This window comes from Kitasatospora griseola (assembly GCF_044999035.1).
Classification (GTDB): domain Bacteria; phylum Actinomycetota; class Actinomycetes; order Streptomycetales; family Streptomycetaceae; genus Kitasatospora; species Kitasatospora griseola.
In genome coordinates, this window is sequence record NZ_CP173360.1 from 2,999,293 (window position 1) to 3,015,000 (window position 15,708).

Sequence of the window (15,708 nt, forward strand, 5' to 3'; positions counted from 1 at the left end):
TGCCCTAAGCTACTCGATTAGTGAGTCAAGCTCAACATCTTTCCCGCCGGGCCCCTCGCCCGCGGAGCCGCCGACCGGCCGCCCGCTACCCTGTGCGCATGACCTCCCCCGGCCCCGCCGACACCGCCGCGGAACTCGCCGACGCCCTCACCCGGGCGATGAAGCGGATCCGCCGACGGACCATGCAGCGGCTGGAGCCGTACGGCATCACCCCCGCCCAGGCCCGGGCGCTGCGCACGCTCGCCCACGCGCCCGGCTGCGAGAGCGCCGAGACCATGCGGCTGAGCGAGCTCGCCGAGCGCCTGCGCATCGCGCCGCGCTCCGCGACCACCGTGGTGGACGCCCTGGAGGAGGCCGGCCTGGTCTCCCGCACCCCCGACCCGGCCGACCGCCGGGCGGTGCGCCTGGTGCTGACCACCGCCGGGCACGGCGCGCTGGAGCGGATCTCCCAGGTCCGGCACGAGGTCGCCCAGCAGTACTTCGGCCCGGTCAGCCCTGCCGAGCAGGACTCCCTGCTGCGGGCGCTCCGGCACGCCGAGGAGGCGTACGAAGCCGGGACCACGCCGTAGCGGGCACCGCGCCCAGCCCGATCCCGGCGATCACCAGCACCGTGGCCACACCCGCCGAGAGGCTGAACCGCTCACCGAGCAGCAGCGCCGCCGAGGACATCCCGAACACCGGCACCAGCAGCGAGAACGGGGCCACCACCGAGGCGTCGTAGCGGCGCAGCAGGTGGCTCCAGGCGACGAACCCGAACAGCGTGGAGACCAGCCCGACGTACAGCACCACGCCGACGCCCGGCCAGCCGATGCCGCGCAGCGCGGCCCAGTCCGCGGTCGGGCCCTCGACCAGCAGGGACAGCGCGAGCAGCGGCAGCGGCGGCACCGCGGAGACCCAGACCATCCAACGCAGCGCGTCCGGCGGGGCGGCCTTGCGGGTCAGCACGTTGGCCAGGCCCCAGGCCGCGGCCGCGCCGATCAGCATCGCGAACCCGCCGACCGGGCCGTGCACGCCGTGGTCGACGGCGACCAGCGCGATGCCGGCGAAGGCCAGGGCGAGGCCGGCGGTGCGCACCGGCGCGGGTCGTTCGCGCAGCATCCCGGCGGCGAACAGCGCGGTGAACCCGGCCTGGCCCTGCAGCACCAGCGAGGACAGTCCGGCCGGCATTCCGGCGTGCATGCCGAGGAACAGCAGCCCGAACTTCACCACCCCGAGCACCGTCCCGACCCCGAGCACCCAGCGCCACGCCACCCGCGGCGGGCCGACCAGGAACACCGCGGGCAGCGCCACCACGGCGAACCGCAGCGCACAGAACAGCAGCGGCGGGAAGTCGTGCAGGCCGACCTCGATCAGCACGAAGTTCAGGCCCCAGACCGCGGCGACCAGCACGGCCAGCGCGACATGACGGGGCCTCATGGCGGACGAGACGGACGACGGAGCGGAGGAGGAGGGCATGGATCGAGGATCGCCCGCGACGACCGTTCAGCACCAGCGACAGTTCCTCAACCCGACCGTTTAGCATTGCTGCATGATGGATCTGGGACGCCTGCGCGCCCTGCACGCGGTCGCCGTGCACGGCTCGGTCGGCGGCGCCGCCACGGCGCTCGGCTTCACCCCGTCCGCGATCTCCCAGCAGATCGCCAAACTCGAACGCGAGACCCGCACCGTACTCCTGGAGCGCCAGGGCCGCGGCATCCAACTCACCGACGCGGCCCGCGGGTTGGCCGACACCGCGCAGCGGGTGCTGGCCCTGGTCGAGCAGGCCGAGGTGACGCTGGAGGAGCAGCGCGGCCGGGCCACCGGGCGGCTGCTGGTCGCCGCCTTCGCCACCGCCTCGCGCGGCCTGCTGCCCGGCGTGCTCGCCGAACTCCACGCCGAATACCCCGAGTTGGAGGTCCGGCTGCTGGAGAGCGACCCGTACCCGGCGGCCGAGCTGGTGGCCCGGGGCGAGGTGGACCTGGCGGTGGTGCAGGACTGGGCGTCCGTGCCCCTGCCGGTGCAGGCCGGCGTGGACCGGCTCGACCTCGGCACCGACCCGGTCGATCTGCTGCTGCCCGTCACCCACCCGCTGGCGGCGCTCGACGCCGTCCCGATGACGGAGCTGCGCGGACAGCGCTGGACCAGCGTGCCGCCGGGCAACATCTGCCACGACTGGCTGCTGCACACCATGCGGGAGATCGGCGAGGAGCCGGACGTCCGCTACCAGGTCGGCGAGTTCGAGAGCCAGATCGCGCTGATCGCGGCCGGCCTCGGTCTCGGCCTGGTCCCCCGCCTGGGCCGCGGCCCACTGCCTCCGGGGGTCGCGGCCCGCCCCGTCACCCCGCGGCCGTTCCGCCGGGTGTACGCCCTGTGGCGCACCCAGACCTCGCGCCGCCCGGCCATCACCACCGCCCTGGACGTGCTGCGCCGCCGCTGGGACGCCCTGGACCTCCGAAGCACCCCCTGACGCTACGTCAGCCCGACCACCAGCCACATGAATCCGACGCCCAGCAGGGTGCAGACGAGGGTGGTACGCGAGGGGTGCGGGCTGTGCGCCTCGGGCAGGATGTCGGAGGTCGCCAGGTACATCAGGAAACCGGCGAAGAACCCCAGGTACAGCCCGAGCAGGTGCTCCGGGATGGTGAACAGCAGCGTGATCGCGGCACCCGCGATCGGGGCGGCGGCGTCGGCGGCCAGCAGGGCGAGCGCCCGCCGCCGGTTGTTCCCGTACAGCCGGGTGAGCGTGTAGGTGTTGAAGCCGTCCGCGAAGTCGTGCGCGACGACGGCGACGGCGACCACCGCGCCGACCGTGGCGCCGGCCTGGAACGCGGCGCCGATCGCGAAGCCGTCCATCACGCTGTGCAGCACCAGCGCGGACGCGGCGGCCAGCCCGACGCCCTGTTCGCGGTGCCGGTGCCCGGGTCCGTGAGTGTGCCCGTGGGCGTGGCTGTGCGCGGCGTACTCGCCCTCGTGGCCGCGGTGGATGGCGACGGCCCGCTCCACCACGTGGATCAGCAGGAACCCGGCGGCGAACATCAGCAGCGCCTCGGGCACGCCGTGGAGCTTCTCGGGGGCCTGCTCCATCGCCTCGGGGAGCAGGTCGAAGGCGACCACGCCGAGCATCAGTCCGGCGGCGAAGCCGAGCACCAGGTGGCGGCGGTCGCCGGTGCGCTGCGCGACGAAGCCGCCGATCAGCGTCATCAGGAAGGCGCCCGCGGCGACCAGCACGGCGGTCAGTTCCGGCCTCCCGCGACTCGACGCCGAGGGCCGGACGGCTGCGCGGACCGCTGCCCACGGCTGCCCAGTCGTCCGGCCCGGGCCGGACGGTGCCGGGCCCTGGACCCCACTGTGCGGGCCGTGCCGGCGTCGCGCCGCCCGGCGGACCCGTCGGGGTGACCGAGCGTCACCTGAGGCTCGGTCAGCCGTCCCCGGCGGCCCGGTAGACGGCGGCGAGCTGCGGCGCGCCCTGCTCGGCCCAGCCGGCGCCGAGGGCGGTGACGTCCAGCTCGAAGCCGGTGGCCAGCACCATCAGCGGGCGGCCGTCGGGGGCGAGCCGCCAGGTCGAACCGGGGATCCGGCGGCGGATCACCGTGCCGAGGTACAGGCCCGCGTCGGTGCCCAGCCACTGCGAGACCTGCGGGTCGTCGCGCCAGCGGGGCAGCAGCTGGTCGAGCGCGGTCAGCGAGTCGACGGTGTCGTCGAGTCGCACCCCGGCGGCGTCGGCGAGTTCGCGCAGCAGGCCGCACTCGGCGTACATCTCGGCCATCGCCCGTTCGCGGTCCTGCTCGACGAGGCGCCGGTCTGCGTGCTCGGCCGGACGCCGGTCGTGCCGGCCGCCGAAGTGTCCGTTCTCCACGGCCCAAGCCTGTCACCTCCAACGGCTCAGCGGCAGAAGGCCCGTCGGGACCCGCCGGGGCCGCCGACGGCCCGTCAGACGGTGAGCGGCAGCGCCAGGTGGGTGAGGGCGAGTTCCCGGATGCCCTGGCCGTCGACCAGGTGGATCCGCCGGTGGCGTTCCTCCGTGGTCAGGTCGACCGCCTCGTCGCCGAACTGGCCGCAGGTCATCCGCAGGCCGCGGTCGGCGCCCTCCTCGCGGACGGCCTCGGACAGCGTGGCGATCTCCTCGGCGGTGACGGGCGCGGGGCCGCGGGAGGCCCACACCACCCAGCGGCCGGGCAGCCGGCTGCCGGGCTGTCCTTCAGCGGTGGCGACCAGTCCGGCCGGGCCGCGCAGCCGCACGCTCCAGTCCTCCAGGCCACCGGCGGTGAGCACCGACCGCACCAGCAGGGCGAATTCGCCGGGCGAGAGCTCGCCGAGCGCGGGCACCGCGGCGTCGGCGGTGCCCCACGGCACCACCGCCTCGTCCGCGTACGGGTCAGGGGTGATCACGGCGGCCAGTGCGCGCAGCCGCAGCAGCGACTCGTCGTGCTCGGCGTCCGCGTACACGCCGTCGTCGCCGAGGTGCCCGGCGTCGGGGACCAGCCGGGTGCGGGCCAGCGCGTCGCGGTCGGCGTCCACGCTGAGCAGGCAGCGCGGCGGGCGGCCGGGCAGCCGCAGCCAGCCGTTCAGCACGACGCCGGCCAGCACGTCGTCGGTGTCGACGGCGTCGGCGGCCTGCAGGGCGCGCAGCGCGAGGCGGGCGGCCAGCCGCAGGTAGTCGGCGCGGACGTCGGCGTCGGGGCGGCGGACCGGTTCGACCGTGCCGTCCTCGGTGAGCCGGTAGCCGGACAGCGCGGGGACGGTGTCCAGCGGCGGCAGGTCGAGGTCGAGGACGGCGGTGCGGGTCAGCGCCCGGAACACCGCGCGGCAGGGCGCGGGCAGGTCGCGGGTGGAGCCGTCGGCGGCGGCCAGGGCCCGCTCCAGCAGCGACTCGACGGCGGCCGGCTCGGCCTGCCGGTAGGCGCGGCGGCACTCCTCCAGGCTGTCGTTGTACTCCTGCACGGCCCGGGCCCGGGCCTGTTCGGCCTCCTCGTGGGCCTGCCGGGCGGCGACCGCCCCGCTGTCGACCAGGTCGGCCTGCCGGGTGCGCCACTCGCGCAGCGCGCGCTGGTGGAGCAGCCGGGCCTGGGCGAGTTCGCGCTGGTAGCCGGAGTCGAGCAGGCGGCGCGAGCGGGGCTGGTCGGGGTCGGCGTCGGCGGGCTCCGGCGGGGCGAAGTCGGCCCAGGCGGGCTCGGGTTCGGTGTCCGGCGCGGCGTCCGGGTACGGCTTGGGCCGGTAGCTGCGCAGCTGGCTCTCGAAGTCCATCGCGGAGACCGGCTGGGCGGCGCGGCGCAGCAGGTCGGCGAAGCGTTCGTGGTCGGCCTGCACGGCGAGCGTGCGGTGGTGGGTGAGCGCGGCGGCCCGGCCGTGCGCGGTCACCGGGTCGTCGGCGACCGCGGGTTCGGGGACGACGGCGGGCTCGGGGGCGGGAGCCGGTGCGGGAACGAAGGGGGCGGCAACAGGTGCGGGTTGCGCGACGGGCGGTGCGTCCAGCACGGGCGGCTCGTCCTCGTCGGCGCCGAGGTCGCGGAACAGCGAGGCGAGGAACCCGGGCTGGAGCACCGTGGCGGCGCCGTCGGCGCGGCCCTCGGATGGATGCTGCATCGGCGGTCGTTCCCCCTGCTCGTCCGGCGCACGTCGGGGGCCGCCGTCGGCGGACCCGATCTGCATTGTCCCCCGTCCGGCGCTCCGGGTCAGCCAACCTCCCGGGTTTGGCCGACCGTTGACGCAGGATCGGCCGCCCACCGGGCCCGGAGGGGGCCGACGCGGGGTCGGCCCCGGGGGATCCGGATCGGGCGGGTCAGTTGGTGCGGGTGTTGGTCAGGTGCAACCCGATGTAGCCGACGTAGATCCGGCCACTGCCGGAACAGTCGTCCAGGTAGTGCACCCGGGGGGCGGTGCCGCCGCCGCCGATCCGCAGGTGGGCGCCCATGAAGGCGCGGCAGGAGGAGTCCACGACGGCGGGGACGGGCAGCATCCGCTGGCGCTTCCACTTGCCGTGGCTGGCGACGGTGCGGGACTCGCCGCGGACCGCCTTGCGCGGCGGGAAGCGGTGGCAGCCGGGCGGGGTGTGCTCGCACCACTGCTTGAAGTCGCCGCCGGCCTCACCGCGCACCGCGGCGTCCGCGTACTCCTGGAGCGCCGTCAGGCCGTCCCAGGTGAGCCGCGCCCAGCCGGGGCCGTCGGCCTGGCCGTCCAGGGCGAGCGTCTCCTTGCTGTCGCCGGTGAACTCCAGCAGCGGGAACTCGCCGAAACGGTCGACCAGTTCGCCGAAGCTGGCCGGGCCGGTGCCGCAGTGCGGGCGGCGCGGCGGGCGGGGCGGCTCGATCCGCAGCCGGCAGCGCTCCAGCCGGACCGCCGGGTGCGCGGGGCGCTCGGGGGCCTTGCGGGCCTCGGGCGGCAGCCACAGCGCCGGGACGGCGTCCAGCGGGGCGGGCGGCGCGAGTTCGGCGGCCACCCGGCGCGGCTCGCGGGCCAGCAGGGCCGCGGCGCGCCGCAGGTTCTCGTCGATCCGCTGACGCGGCAGCACCGGGTGCCGGGCGGCGTCCGCGCGGGACGCCGGGTCGACGTCGGGCAGGAAGGTGCGGACGGCGCCGCCGTACACCTTGTGGTACTCCATGGCCAGGTTGAACCGCGGCAGCGCGTTGTGCCCGAGCACGTACATCGAGGCCAGGCCCGGGAGTTGACGCAGCAGCGGGCCGAGCACCAGTTCCTGCCACTGCTCGATCGGCACGGCGGGCGGCACGCTGGCCACGACGGTCGGCAACTGCCGTTCCGGGTCGCACAGTTCGTCGATCAGGCCGTCCAGGTCCGCGGGGCCGAGCAGGCGCGGCGCGACCGCCAGCGGCACCGGGCCCTCGGTGGCGTCCAGCAACGGCAGCAGCCGGCGGACGACTTCCGGGACGGGGACCCGGCCGTGGCCGGTCGGTGCGGGCCCGGCGGGCAGGTACTCGGCCTCGACGCGCAGCCGGGTCGGGCCGTCGGCGTCCTCGGAGGCCAGGGTGAGGGTCAGTTGGTCGATGCCGTTGAGGGCGGGGGTGCGCAGTCGGCGGCGACTGTAGCGGGCTCCGGGGCCGCGGCCGGGCAGTGGTCCGCCGTCGCGGTCCAGCAGCACCCGGTCGCCGAGCCGTAGTCGCTCCGGCGGGGCCCCGTGCTCGCGGGGCGGGGGCTCGTCGTGGCCCTCCGCCTTCAGCCAGGCGGCGAGCTGGTGGTCGACGAGGGCGGTCGTGTCGTGGTGCGGGCGTGGTGTCGCGGCCGTCAGCCGATAGGGCGGCTGGGCGTGGTCGGTGGGCATACGCGGAACCTCCCGAGGTGCGGTGCTGCGGTCTGCGAGTCCTCCTTCCGGTGCCGTGCCGAATCGCGTGTCCTGTCCAGGAGACGAAGCGACCCGGAGTGAAAGTTCCTTCTCCGGTGCGGGTTCCTTCGTTCGGGTGTCATCCGACGGCAACCGGAACTCCGCCCGCGCCGCCTCTGCTACCCGCCCGCCGCCGCTTGATGCAGCACCCCAACACCCCGCCGGCACCGGAAAATTGGCCGAAACCCGCCTGCCGGCCGGGCCCCCGACCCGGACTGCCGCCCGCTCAGACCTCGACCTCGACGAAGGTCCGCCCGGCGGGCTGCGCACTCGCCGAACCGCCGGTCGCCTCGGCCAGCCAGGTGTGGAACTCCGCCACCTCCGGCTCGGGGACGCCCACTTCGATCCGCACCCCGTCCGCCAGGTACTCCAGCCCCGCCACCGTGTAACCGGCCGCCCGCAGGTCGTTCTCCAGCCGCCCCGCCCGGGTGTGGTCCACGGCCACCGACAGCAGCGCGACCGGACGCCGCTCCAGCAGCCCGATCTCGTCCAGCGCCTCCGACACCGACGCCCCGTACGCCCGGACCAACCCGCCCGCGCCCAGCTTGATCCCGCCGAAGTACCGCGTCACCACCGCGACCGTGTCGGTCACCCCGCGCCGCCGCAGCACCTCCAGCATCGGCACCCCCGCCGTCCCGGCCGGCTCACCGTCGTCGCTGGACCGCTCGCGCGGCTGCTCCTCCCCGACCACGAACGCCGTGCAGTTGTGCCGGGCGTCCCAGTACTGCTTGCGGATCGCCGCGATGAACGCCTGCGCCGCCTCCTCGTCCGCGACCCGGGCCAGGTGGCAGATGAACCGGGACTTCTTGATCTCCAACTCGTGGCTGCCATCGCCCCGGACGGTCAGGTACGGCTTCGGGCTCGGCTCGGCCATGACGCTGGTGCTCTCCGCTGTCGCTCTCTCCACCCGGTGCCGCGCACCGGTCTCGCCGCCCAGCCTAGGGCCTCCGTCGGGCCGCTCCTGCTCAGCGGCCCGCCAGGGCGTGCAGGGCGGCGCGGTCCAGGCCGGTGCGGGCGGTGACCTCGACGGGGTCGAGGGCGCCGCAGTCCAGGCCGCGCAGCAACTGGCCGCTGAGCGCGCGGGCGGTGGCGGGCTCGTCCAGCACGGCGCCGCCGGCCTTGGCGAGGTACCCGGCGAGCCGGGCGCAGACGGCGTCCAGGCCCTCGCGGTGGAAGGTGTACACGGCGGCGTAGCGGGTGGGCAGTTGAGCCGGGTGCAGGTCCCAGCCCTGGTAGTAGGCGCGGGCCAGCGAGCGGCGGACCAGCCGGTGGTGCAGCCGCCAGGCCGCGTGCACCTGCTCGGCCGGGCCGGTGGGGATCACGTTGGTGGAACCGTCGGAGAGCCGGACGCCGGTGCCGGCCGCGGCGACCTGCATGACGGCCTTGGCGTGGTCGGCGGCCGGATGGTCCGGGCTCTGGTGGGCCGCGCCGACCCCGCAGGCGGCGCTGTAGTCGAAGGTGCCGTAGTGCAGTCCGACGGCCCGGCCCTCGGCGGCCCCGATCAGCAGCGCGACGGTGGCCCGGCCGTCCGGGCCGAGCACGGCCTGGGTGGTCTCGATCTGGATCTCGAACCCGAGCCGCCCGGCCGGCAGCCCGGCCCGCTGCTCGAAGTCCGTCAACAGCCCTGCCAGCGCGGCGACCTGAGCGGCATGGCTGACCTTCGGCAGGGTGAGCAGCAGGCCGTCGGGCAGGTCGCCCTCGGCCAGCAGGCTGCCCAGGAACAGCTCCAGGGTGCGGATACCGCGGGCCCGGACGGCCGCCTCCAGGCACTTGGTGCGGATGCCGAAGTACGGCGGCGCGCTCCCGTCGGCCACCGCCGCGGCCACCAGCTTCGCCGCCCGCACCGCCTCGGCGTCCTCCTCGGCGTCCGGGCGCGGACCGTAGCCGTCCTCGAAGTCGATCCGCAGGTCCTCGATCGGCTCGCGCGCCAGCTTGGCCCGCACCCGGGCGTGCACGTCCGCGAGCACCTCGTCGTCGGCCACGCCGAGCGCCTGCGCCAGCCGGGCCGGCGTCCCGGCGTGCTCGTCGAACACGGCGAGCGCCTGCGCGCCCCACGTGCGGACGGTGTGCGCCCCGTACGCGTCGGCCGGCACGTACACGGTGTGCACCGGCTGCCGGGCGGACCGCTCACCCGGGTAACGGCGTGTCAGTTCCGCGTCCACGGGCCTCAGCAGCGCCTCCACGGCGGCCCGGGCGGCGTCCGAGAACGAGACCGGCCGGGCGGGTCCGGCCTGGGCGGGCTGCGACATCCGGGGCTCCTCCACTCACCGCGCGGGACCGAGGGACGGTCCGGCGACCGTAGTGCGGCCCCGCGGAAGCGTCAATGGCCGCCCGCCGGTTCCCCCGGCGGGCGGCCATGGCACGAGACTCGGCGCATCGGCGCATCGGCGAGCCCGAACTGCGCCGGGGGCAGCGGTGACTACTCCCGGCCCGACTCCATGTACCGCTCCTGGAGCTGGTCCCAGACCTTCTCGACGTCCTTCACCGTCACTCCGCCGTCCGGACGCGAACCCGGAACGCCGCGCTGCGACAGGTACTCGGCGAAGCGGCGCTCGTCCGGGTGGCGCTGGTTCTCCTCCATGTAGCCGACCAGCGCGGCGAAGCACTCGTCCGGGTCCAGCGGCTCCGCCCCGCCCGCGAACGGACGGCGTGCCGGCGCCTCCTCCGCCCCGTCGAAGGGCAGCGTCTCCGCCTCCATCATCGCGTCCAGCCGCAGCGGCCGACCGCCCAGCCGGATCGGCTCGGCCTCCTGGTCCTGCACCGGCTGACGGCCGCTCGGGTCCACCGGCACCTGCTGCGGGGCGTGCGCCGCCTGCGGCCCCTGCGGACGGGCCGGGCCGGGCCCGTTCGCCGGCACCCGGTGCTGCTCGGCCCCGGCCGGGCGGTAGCCCTCCTGGTAGCCGCCCTGCTCCGGATACCCCGGCTCGGCGTACTCCTGCTCCGGGAAACCCTGTCCCGGGAAGCCCTGCTCGGGGAAGTCCTGCTCCGGGTAGCCGTCGGCCGGCTGGTAGCCCGACTGGGGACGGTCCGGCGCCTCCGCGTCCGGCGGGCGCGGGGCCTTGAACCACGGCGACGCCTGGCCCGGCACCCGCGCCGTGTGCACCTGGTCGGCCTCCGCCACGTGCGAGCGCACCGGGCGCGCCGTCCACACGTTCAGCTCCGCGGACCGGTCCACCACCGGCGCGGCCTGCGCCGCCTCCGGGTCCTGCTGGTCCCGCAGCCGCACCGCGGCCAGCTTCGCCAGCGTCGGCACCGCGACCGCCGCCGACACCGGCGGCACCGCCGACTGCGACTGCGCGGCCGCCTGCTGCGGCTTGGGCTGCGGCTGCGCGGCCGGCTCGGCGGCGACCTGCGCCTGGGCCGGCGCGTCGAGCGCCGCCGGCCGACCCTGCGTCACCCGGCCGCCCGCCGGGGCCGAACGCTCCGCCTGCACCGTCTCCTCGGCCTCTACCTCGGCCGCCGCGGCGCCGGGCACCTGGAGCGGGCCGTCGATCCGGTCCAGCACCGTCGGGTCCAGCGGCACTCCGTACTTCGCCAGCTTCAGCGGCAGCAGCGCCTGGAACGGCGCCGACCGCCGCCAGCCCCGCCCGTACCGGAACCGCAGCTGCGCGCGGTACACCAGCCGGTTCTGCTCCAGCCGCACCGTCTCGTCGTACGAGCGCAGCTCCCACAGCTTCATCCGCCGCCACAGCCGGAACGTCGGCACCGGCGACAGCACCCAGCGCATCAGCCGCACCGACTCCATGTGCCGGTCCGCGGTGATGGCCGCGATCCGCCCCACCGCGTGCCGGGAGGCCTCGACGACCACCACGAACAGCACCGGGATCACCGCGTGCATCGCCATGCCCAGCGCGTCGCCCCAGGACGCCGCCGCGTTGAACGCGATGGTCGCCGCCGTCAGCAGCCACGCCGTCTGCCGCAGCAACGGGAACGGGATCCGCAGCCAGGTCAGCACCAGGTCCAGCGAGAGCAGCACCACGATGCCCGCGTCGACGCCTATCGGGAACGCGTAGGCGAAGGCGCCGAAGCCCTTCTCGATCGCCAGGTCCCGCACCGAGTTGTACGAGCCGGCGAAACCGATGCCCGAGATCACGCAGGCGCCGACGGCCACCACGCCCAGCAGAGCCCGGTGCGCGCGGGTAAGGGAAGGACGTGCCATTCGATGATCAACCCCTGGGACTCGGCAGCTGCCGTAGGACCTGTAGCCGCCGAGTACACGTCCCCGCCCGGGGCGCACGACCGCGGGACACCACGGACTTGATGCGCCGTTGACAGACTCGGCCCACCGGATACTACTCGCACGGGCGTTCACCCCCGTCGCCAGGCCGGACCGGCACCACTCCTCCACTGGTCCACACCATCGTGCACACCGCTCCCCGCCGGGCGCGTCACCCCGCGGCCGGCCGCTCCGCCGCACCATTCAGGTACGCCAGCACCGCCAGCACCCGGCGGTTGCCGTCCTCCGTCGGCGACAGCTGCAACTTCCCGAAGATGTTGGCGATGTGCTTGGCCACGGCCCCGTCACTGATCGTCAGCCGCGCGCCGATCGCCGAGTTCGAGCACCCCTCCGCCATCAGCCCCAACACCTCCCGCTCCCGCGGCGACAGCCGCTGCAACGGCTCCGAACCCGCGTTGTGCTGCAGCAGCCGGCCGATCACGTCCGGATCCATCGCCGTCCCTCCCGCTGCCACCCGGCGCACCGCGTCCACGAACTGGTCCGCGTTGAACACCCGGTCCTTCAACAGGTAGCCCACCCCGCCGGTGCCGTCCGCCAGCAACTCCCGTGCGTACAACTGCTGGACGTGCTGAGACAGCACCAGCACCGGCAGGCCCGGTATCTCCCGACGCGCCGCCAGCGCCGCCTGGAGCCCCTCGTCCGTCAGCGTCGGCGGCAGCCGGACGTCCACCACCGCGACGTCCGGCCGCTCCGACAGCAGCGCTGCCAGCAGGTCCGGCCCGGTCTCCACCGCGGCCGCGATGGTGAACCCGTGGACCTCCAACAGCCGCGTCAGGCCTTGGCGAAGGAGGTAGAGATCCTCGGCGAGGACAACGCGCACGGCAGCTCCATCGTGATGGTGGTCGGCCCGCCCACAGGACTGTCGAGCGAGATCACTCCGTCGAACGTACCCAACCGCTTCTCGATCCCCCGCAACCCACCGCCCGTCTCCATCCGCGCGCCCCCGTGCCCGTCGTCCGTCACCACCACCCGCAGCCGGCCCGCCCGGTGCAGCACATCCACCCAGACCTGCCAGGCCCGCGCGTGCTTCGCCGCGTTCGCCAGCAACTCGCTCACGCTGAAGTACACCGCCGTCTCCAAGGACGCCTCCGGCCGGCCCGACAGACTGACCGTCACCTCCGTCGGCACCACCGCCGTCAACGCCAACTCCCGCACCGCATCCGGCAGACCGCGCTCCGCCAGCACCGGCGGGTGTATGCCCCGGACCAGATCCCGCAGCTCCTGCAGCGCCTTCGCCGAGGACTCCCGCGCCTCCGCCAGCAACTCCCGCGCCGCCGTCTGGTCACTCGTCATCAGGTGCTCGATCGTCCCCAGCGTCAGCCCGATCGCCACCAGGCGCGCCTGCGCGCCGTCGTGCAGATCCCGCTCGATCCGCCGCAGCTCCGCCGCCTGGGCGTCCACCGCATCCGCCCGGGTCTCCGTCAGCTGCGCGACTCGCTCGGTCAGTTGAGCGCGGCTCGGCTTCGGCGCGCCACCCAGCACCCGGCACGCCAGCTCGTTGTGCGTCCGCACCGCCCACGGCATCGCCAGCATCCCGACCGCCACCGCGACACCGCCGAGGAACAGACTGATCAGCACATTCGTCGGATGGTTGTAGATCCCGAAGAACTGCCGACGATCCACCTGCACGGTCAGTATGAACACCAGCCCGCCCCACACCAGAACCATCGGCACACCCAGCAGCGCCACCACTCCTGCCGGATTCACCAGCAGCCACAGCCCCTCCCGCTGCACCTGCCTGTCCCGCACCGCCCACTGCACGAACTGCACCAGCCGCGCCACCTCCTGCTTCCGGTGGTACGACACCCCTGTCCACCAAAACCCGCGCGCGTCCTGCTCCAATGCCTCCCGCGTCGAATACACCACCCGCCAGGGCTCCCCCGAGGCGCGCTCCACCCGCTGCCGCGCCCACCCTGCTCCGTGACGCACGATCCAGTACAGCGCCGTCGCACCGGCCACACCCACGCACGGCACTGCAACGAACGGCGCCAGCGGGCCCCCGTCGAACAGCCGAAAGACCACCAGCCCCGCAAACAGCGCCGCCATAAACGGCATCGCCGGCCCCGCGGCCGCCGCTGCCGTCATCACCAAGCCCTGCCCGAAGGCCTGCACCGCCGCCCGCGCCCGCTCCCCCACAACGGACCTGACGGACCCACCGTCGAACCACGTTGTCGTCGCCAAGGTCCACTCCCCGAGAGTTGATCGCCGTCCCCAAGAACGCTCTCAGTCTCTCCCTGACCCCCACGCCAGCACATTGGCCGTGCCACCCGTCTTTCAGGTGGACCTAAGTCCACCCCGACTGGTGGTGGCCGATACCGGGAACGCGAAAAAGCCCCCCGCCGTAAAGGCGAGGGGCTTTCCCTGAAAAATTGTTCGGCGGCGTCCTACTCTCCCACAGGGTCCCCCCTGCAGTACCATCGGCGCTGTGAGGCTTAGCTTCCGGGTTCGGAATGTAACCGGGCGTTTCCCTCACGCTATGACCACCGAAACACTATGAAACTGTCGAACCGGAACCCACACACCCCACAAGAGCGGGGCGGGATTCTGTTCGTGGTTTCAGAACCAACACAGTGGACGCGAGCAACTGAGGACAAGCCCTCGGCCTATTAGTACCGGTCAACTCCACCCCTCACAGGGCTTCCATATCCGGCCTATCAACCCAGTCGTCTACTGGGAGCCTTACCCTCTCAAGGAGGTGGGAGTGCTCATCTCGAAGCAGGCTTCCCGCTTAGATGCTTTCAGCGGTTATCCCTCCCGAACGTAGCCAACCAGCCATGCCCTTGGCAGGACAACTGGCACACCAGAGGTTCGTCCGTCCCGGTCCTCTCGTACTAGGGACAGCCCTTCTCAACACTCCTACGCGCACAGCGGATAGGGACCGAACTGTCTCACGACGTTCTAAACCCAGCTCGCGTACCGCTTTAATGGGCGAACAGCCCAACCCTTGGGACCTACTCCAGCCCCAGGATGCGACGAGCCGACATCGAGGTGCCAAACCATCCCGTCGATATGGACTCTTGGGGAAGATCAGCCTGTTATCCCCGGGGTACCTTTTATCCGTTGAGCGACGGCGCTTCCACAAGCCACCGCCGGATCACTAGTCCCTACTTTCGTACCTGCTCGACCCGTCAGTCTCACAGTCAAGCTCCCTTGTGCACTTACACTCAACACCTGATTGCCAACCAGGCTGAGGGAACCTTTGGGCGCCTCCGTTACTCTTTAGGAGGCAACCGCCCCAGTTAAACTACCCACCAGACACTGTCCCTGATCCGGATCACGGACCCAGGTTAGACATCCAGCACGACCAGAGTGGTATTTCAACGGCGACTCCACCATGACTGGCGTCACGGCTTCAAAGTCTCCCACCTATCCTACACAAGCCGAACCGAACACCAATATCAAGCTATAGTAAAGGTCCCGGGGTCTTTCCGTCCTGCTGCGCGAAACGAGCATCTTTACTCGTAATGCAATTTCACCGGGCCTGTGGTTGAGACAGTCGAGAAGTCGTTACGCCATTCGTGCAGGTCGGAACTTACCCGACAAGGAATTTCGCTACCTTAGGATGGTTATAGTTACCACCGCCGTTTACTGGCGCTTAAGTTCTCAGCTTCGCCCGACCGAAATCGGACTAACCGGTCCCCTTAACGTTCCAGCACCGGGCAGGCGTCAGTCCGTATACATCGCCTTACGGCTTCGCACGGACCTGTGTTTTTAGTAAACAGTCGCTTCTCGCTGGTCTCTGCGGCCACCACCAGCTCAGGGAGCAAGTCCCATCACCAGCAATGGCCCCCCTTCTCCCGAAGTTACGGGGGCATTTTGCCGAGTTCCTTAACCACAGTTCACCCGAACGCCTCGGTATTCTCTACCTGACCACCTGAGTCGGTTTGGGGTACGGGCCGCCATGAAACTCGCTAGAGGCTTTTCTCGACAGCATAGGATCATCCACTTCACCACAATCGGCTCGGCATCAGGTCTCAGACTACGTGTTGCGCGGATTTGCCTACGCAACGTCCTACACCCTTACCCCGGGACTACCACCGCCCGGGCTGGACTACCTTCCTGCGTCACCCCATCGCTCACCTACTACCCCGTTGGGTCACCGGCTCCACCACGTCCCATTGTCCGAAGACTCCGGGCCGGCTTCACGGGCTTAGCATCA

12 protein-coding genes and 2 rRNA genes (1 of these 14 only partly in view) are annotated in these 15,708 nt (G+C 72.8%); 2 read left to right on the forward strand and 12 right to left on the reverse strand.

What is annotated here, in order from left to right; translation table 11 throughout:
* Positions 1-98 precede the first annotated feature (98 nt).
* Entirely contained in the window at positions 99-569 is a 471-nt protein-coding gene (locus ACI1MP_RS13415; protein ID WP_100590100.1) for a MarR family winged helix-turn-helix transcriptional regulator, read from the forward strand.
* Here the strand turns inward: ACI1MP_RS13415 and ACI1MP_RS13420 are convergent.
* Positions 490-1,416, reverse strand: a complete 927-nt coding sequence (locus tag ACI1MP_RS13420) for an EamA family transporter (RefSeq protein ID WP_380342926.1) — start codon at positions 1,414-1,416, stop codon at positions 490-492. The genes ACI1MP_RS13415 and ACI1MP_RS13420 overlap by 80 nt on opposite strands.
* A 112-nt stretch (positions 1,417-1,528) precedes the next feature.
* Here ACI1MP_RS13420 and ACI1MP_RS13425 point away from each other — a divergent pair, with 112 nt between their 5' ends.
* On the forward strand, positions 1,529-2,446 hold the full coding sequence (locus ACI1MP_RS13425; RefSeq protein WP_380342900.1) for a LysR family transcriptional regulator: 918 nt from the start codon (positions 1,529-1,531) through the stop codon (positions 2,444-2,446).
* 2 nt (positions 2,447-2,448) lie between these two features.
* Here ACI1MP_RS13425 and ACI1MP_RS13430 read toward each other — a convergent pair whose 3' ends face one another.
* The 11 genes from ACI1MP_RS13430 to ACI1MP_RS13480 form a co-directional block, all read right to left on the reverse strand.
* Positions 2,449-3,180: a ZIP family metal transporter gene (locus ACI1MP_RS13430; RefSeq protein WP_363482546.1), complete on the reverse strand. Its 732-nt coding sequence runs from the start codon at positions 3,178-3,180 to the stop codon at positions 2,449-2,451.
* 217 nt (positions 3,181-3,397) lie between these two features.
* A complete protein-coding gene (locus ACI1MP_RS13435) occupies positions 3,398-3,835 on the reverse strand; it encodes a DUF6278 family protein (protein WP_404868746.1) in 438 nt (145 codons plus the stop codon).
* 74 nt (positions 3,836-3,909) lie between these two features.
* Positions 3,910-5,562: a restriction endonuclease gene (locus tag ACI1MP_RS13440; protein WP_404868747.1), complete on the reverse strand. Its 1,653-nt coding sequence runs from the start codon at positions 5,560-5,562 to the stop codon at positions 3,910-3,912.
* A 196-nt stretch (positions 5,563-5,758) separates the two neighbouring features.
* Positions 5,759-7,252 (reverse strand): hypothetical protein, encoded by a 1,494-nt coding sequence (locus ACI1MP_RS13445; protein ID WP_380342908.1) that lies wholly within the window; start codon positions 7,250-7,252, stop codon positions 5,759-5,761.
* Between the two features lie 286 nt (positions 7,253-7,538).
* Positions 7,539-8,186 carry a YigZ family protein gene (locus ACI1MP_RS13450; protein ID WP_380342911.1) on the reverse strand — a complete coding sequence of 216 codons (648 nt, stop codon included), beginning with the start codon at positions 8,184-8,186 and terminating at the stop codon, positions 7,539-7,541.
* A 91-nt stretch (positions 8,187-8,277) separates the two neighbouring features.
* Entirely contained in the window at positions 8,278-9,561 is a 1,284-nt protein-coding gene (locus ACI1MP_RS13455) for a DUF6986 family protein (protein WP_380342914.1), read from the reverse strand.
* A gap of 170 nt (positions 9,562-9,731) precedes the next feature.
* A complete protein-coding gene (locus ACI1MP_RS13460) occupies positions 9,732-11,471 on the reverse strand; it encodes a DUF2637 domain-containing protein (RefSeq protein WP_380342917.1) in 1,740 nt (579 codons plus the stop codon).
* Between the two features lie 229 nt (positions 11,472-11,700).
* Positions 11,701-12,369: a response regulator transcription factor gene (locus ACI1MP_RS13465; RefSeq protein WP_100590106.1), complete on the reverse strand. Its 669-nt coding sequence runs from the start codon at positions 12,367-12,369 to the stop codon at positions 11,701-11,703.
* Entirely contained in the window at positions 12,321-13,730 is a 1,410-nt protein-coding gene (locus ACI1MP_RS13470; RefSeq protein ID WP_404868748.1) for a sensor histidine kinase, read from the reverse strand. Before ACI1MP_RS13470 ends, ACI1MP_RS13465 begins: the two co-directional genes overlap by 49 nt.
* 190 nt (positions 13,731-13,920) lie before the next feature.
* Positions 13,921-14,037: ribosomal RNA gene (gene rrf / locus ACI1MP_RS13475) — 5S ribosomal RNA — on the reverse strand.
* 98 nt (positions 14,038-14,135) lie between these two features.
* Positions 14,136-15,708, reverse strand: a 23S ribosomal RNA gene (locus ACI1MP_RS13480) (it continues 1,533 nt past the right edge of the window).